Here is a 3,753-nt window from a genome sequence, read left to right as displayed (position 1 = left end):
GAGTGAAACCGGACCAACCTGGATTCGCGATGTAGCAGTCAAGAAAGGGACAAGGGACCGCAACGAGACGTCGCGCAATAGCAGAATGCAGGTTGGTCCGGCTTTGCCGGGCGCGCACGCGGGTGAATTTTCGAGACAAGCCCGTTCAGGGCGCAGGGGAGGAAAGAGGGTGGAGGCTCGCGCAGCGAGTCGGAACCCTGAAAGCCTGACGGGGCGCTCCCCCGGAAGGTTTGGGCGTCCCGCAGGGCGGCCACGACAGACCGTAGGGATGGCGCGCTGTTGCTCTGCTTTTGTCTTGGATTATCTATGTGGCGTTCTATTGGTCGTTCTATTGCGTTGGCTATTGCTTCAGCAATAGAACGCCAATAGGAGAGGTATAAAGGTGAAAAGGTACAAAAGGGCAAAAAGCCAAGAGCATTCGCGCTACGCGCTCACCAGCTCGACCCCCTAAAGGGGGACCCCCACTCGCTGGGAAAGATCCAAAGCGGGTAATAACCCTGAGAGACAAGAGCACGAGCAATGATGGCTGACGCCAGTCTAAGGCCGCCCACTGGCGGCAATAATGATGGCTACGCGACGCTCTTGATGGCTCCCACTGGCGTGGGAGCCCCTACGATCGGCTTTTAAAAAAAGCGTCTCGCATGACTCCACGCAGTGAGGATTTTGTTCCAGGTGCGATCACCCGGCTCCCACTCCCAACAGGCGTTCCAGACTTTCGGGGATTGTTTACCACTGCGCCCCCTGCCCTCTTCGGCGTCTGGCGGTTGGTGGGTTTTAGGACAGTGACAGCGCCCGTGGTTGGGTTTTTACGCTGCCCTGCCATTGCCTTCTCGCCCTTGCGGGTCGCACCTAACCGGCTATACCGGCTGCCGTGAAGAGATCCCCTTGATCGGCAGCTATTACTTCCCGGGCCCAAAGCATCTTGATTCCAAGCGTCGGGAAGAGGTGTCGGGGGAGGCTGGAAGCTGGACAGACGGGAGTTTTCCCGACAGAATTGGCTTACCAGGTCTCGTTCCCCGCACCGAAAAGCAGAGATTCCCCGAGACCTTGGCCAGAGCGATTGCCGTCGCCGCTGGCCCGAATGAAACCCTGCCTTGGCAGGGTTTTTTCGTTTTAATGCTATGTATCTATTACCCAAAGATATTGCGTTTGCTCGCCCAGCGCAAACCCTGTGTCTTTCACAAGCTGCCGTGTGGGTCTGGCAGCTGTGCTGCCTACCAGCACGGTAGCCAACAAGGTCCACCGGACCGCGTTAGGGAATGATCGGTTAAGTCTCATAAATAGCAGTAGACTGTAGGGCACCCTACAGACAGAACCCGACACTGCCCTACATGGCAAAATTAACCATCGGCCGCATGGCAAAACTCTACGGTTTACACCGTTCAACATTGCATGAGGCCGTGTCTAAAGGCCGCGTAACTGCTGGCCTAGACGGTAAAGGGCAAAAGGTTATCGACCTATCAGAAATGATCCGCGTTTATGGCGAACCACAGGGGATCACCCTACACCGCCCTACACTTGACCCGACACCCTCGCCCTACACTTCCCCTACACCTGAAATGGACGCCTTACACCCAGCCCTACACTCGTTGGTTGAAGAGGTTCGATTGCTGCGTGCAGAGATACAAGAGCTGCAACAATCACTTCGGCTGATCGAGCATAAACCCGAGCCTAAACCTGCATTGCCTCACAACGCGAAGCCAGGGGAAGCCCCTACTTGGGCAAATTTGCTCGACGCTCTCGATAACTAAAAGCCGTGGCCAGTTTCGCGGGCGCGAAACTTCACAGTTCCACCGCAAAGCCTCGCACGCCGAGCCCTTCGGCAAAGCGACCCACCGCCGTTAGGCTGGCCCAGGTACGGATCACTTCGCGCCGTGAGCGCACCGGGATCAGCCTTGAGTGCGGCCCGCCGAGGCGTACCGAAAAAGTCCATTTCAATCGACTGACATCGCGGCCCACGACAAACTCCCTGACCGCGTTCTGTTGCACCAGGTGCTGTAGCGCGTCTTCGTGAATCCCGTCCCCGATCACAGCAGCAACGCCGTGACGCGCGCCTGAGCGGCGTCATCAATGATCAGGTACAGGCTTTCAATCTCGGCCGGCTTAAGCACCTTGAGCTCTTCCAGCATCTCAACAAAACCTTGCGCCCGCTCGCTGGCCAGATGCACCTGCAGGGTGTCGGCGGCGAGCTCGATGGCAGTCATTCGACGGCGCAGTGTGGCCAGCACTTCAGGCGACGTACTGATCGCGGCTAACGGGTCGCTGCCGTTACCGTAACGGCCGCTCATTCGGGCACCACTCCGGACGGGCCGCCCAAGGTGGCGGCTTCGCAGGCAAACGCTGCCGCCTGTGGTGGGGTCAGCGCTCCGGCGGCGACCACGGCGTTTAACCAGTCCCAGAATCGAGTTACACAGCGCGTCTGCTGCTCAGCCACTTCCTGCAGGTGATCCAATAATTGCGCCTCCAACGCCTCAATCGAGGTGGCCAGCACTTGCGGCTGCAGCTCCAGGGCGATGCGCTCAAGCAGTGCGCCAGTGTCCGGGGACAGCGTGCGCAGGTCGCGCAAACGGCGCTCATAAGACGGCGTGACGGGTAACGGCATGGCAGGGGTGTCCTTATCCGAGTCAGTGGCCCCCAGTGCGTAAAACCACAGTATGGGGTTCTGGAGTACCAGTGTGGGGGGATGTGGTATCCGTGCCCACAAAAAAAAACCCCACGCTCGGCTTGAGTGTAGGGGGCTTTTGAACATAAGCGGCGTTATTCGTACCTCCGGTTACCCAAGCGAGACAAGATATAGATCAACGATGTCTAATTTGGGCGATCACACTCATCATCGACTTAGCTTTAAGGCCTTCTTCCACGCTTCCTTGAAACCTTTCAGGGACACCGTCCCATTTGTGTAACCAACCCGCATCCTAGCCACATTTCCACTCATCATTTGCCGTAAGGCTTCGCCATTTTTCGCGACCTTATTACATGAGCCTGGATCCTCAACAGGAGTGAGTGGAATAGCCTTATTTCCGTCCACCGACACACTACTCAGGTCATAGTCACATGATGGCCAGTACATATCACCGAGAAATCCAACGGAAGGGCTCAGCGTCACGAGTCGACCACCGAAAATGGTGAATCCGATGGTTAGGTCAGTTTTCGGGGGAAATGGAGACCCTGGCTTCGGGGTATCTTTGAAGTCAGTTCTAACTCCGATCTGTGTAACGGTATCCATATCATCGTGGAACACTTTGACTCGCCAGTCTCCAAACGACTCCCAGTCGTCAGCGTAGCTGTTCGCCGAAGTTAATAGAAAAAACACAGCTAGAATTCGCTTGTTCACTACGATTTTATCTCCTGATAAATAATCTAAATTGCGCTCCCAGTTAAGCCCGGCAAATATCACCTACAACGAACAATTGAATGGGGCCAGTAAATCGTCCAGAGCGGCTAAGGCCGCTCTGATAGACCGCCGTCGAAGACGGCGAAGTAGCCTGACAGAAACTCCCCGAGCCCACGAGGGGAGTTAGGAAAAATGGCCCCAAGGCCAAATTTTTCCGATCTGCCTTGGTGCAGCCCGTACAGGGCGTAACCAAGGTGCGAAGCATCAGGCCGCACCGCTTGCGTGCGCGTCAGGTGAAACCGGACCAACCTGGATTCGCGATGTAGCAGTCAAGAAAGGGACAAGGGACCGCAACGAGACGTCGCGCAATAGCAGAATGCAGGTTGGTCCGGCTTTGCCGGGCGCGCACGCGGGTGAAT

5 protein-coding genes are annotated in these 3,753 nt (G+C 56.6%); 1 reads left to right on the top strand and 4 read right to left on the bottom strand.

The window, feature by feature from the left end:
• Window positions 1-1,331 precede the first annotated feature (1,331 nt).
• The gene (locus FJD38_RS24310) at window positions 1,332-1,751 is read left to right on the top strand and encodes a hypothetical protein (protein ID WP_073510845.1); all 420 of its coding nucleotides are present in this window, start codon (window positions 1,332-1,334) and stop codon (window positions 1,749-1,751) included.
• 31 nt (window positions 1,752-1,782) lie between these two features.
• On the opposite strand, the gene FJD38_RS24305 is transcribed toward FJD38_RS24310, so the two are convergent.
• From FJD38_RS24305 to FJD38_RS24290, 4 genes are all read right to left on the bottom strand, one after another.
• The gene (locus FJD38_RS24305; protein WP_146388026.1) at window positions 1,783-2,031 is read right to left on the bottom strand and encodes a hypothetical protein; all 249 of its coding nucleotides are present in this window, start codon (window positions 2,029-2,031) and stop codon (window positions 1,783-1,785) included.
• A complete protein-coding gene (locus tag FJD38_RS24300) occupies window positions 2,028-2,288 on the bottom strand; it encodes a hypothetical protein (RefSeq protein WP_095031318.1) in 261 nt (86 codons plus the stop codon). Before FJD38_RS24300 ends, FJD38_RS24305 begins: the two co-directional genes overlap by 4 nt.
• A complete protein-coding gene (locus tag FJD38_RS24295) occupies window positions 2,285-2,602 on the bottom strand; it encodes a hypothetical protein (RefSeq protein WP_095026061.1) in 318 nt (105 codons plus the stop codon). Before FJD38_RS24295 ends, FJD38_RS24300 begins: the two co-directional genes overlap by 4 nt.
• A 228-nt stretch (window positions 2,603-2,830) precedes the next feature.
• A complete protein-coding gene (locus tag FJD38_RS24290; RefSeq protein ID WP_106117522.1) occupies window positions 2,831-3,334 on the bottom strand; it encodes a hypothetical protein in 504 nt (167 codons plus the stop codon).
• Window positions 3,335-3,753: the final 419 nt, after the last annotated feature.

This window comes from Pseudomonas saxonica, assembly GCF_007858365.1.
Lineage (GTDB): Bacteria > Pseudomonadota > Gammaproteobacteria > Pseudomonadales > Pseudomonadaceae > Aquipseudomonas > Aquipseudomonas saxonica.
This window is presented reverse-complemented; position numbering and strand designations above follow the sequence as displayed.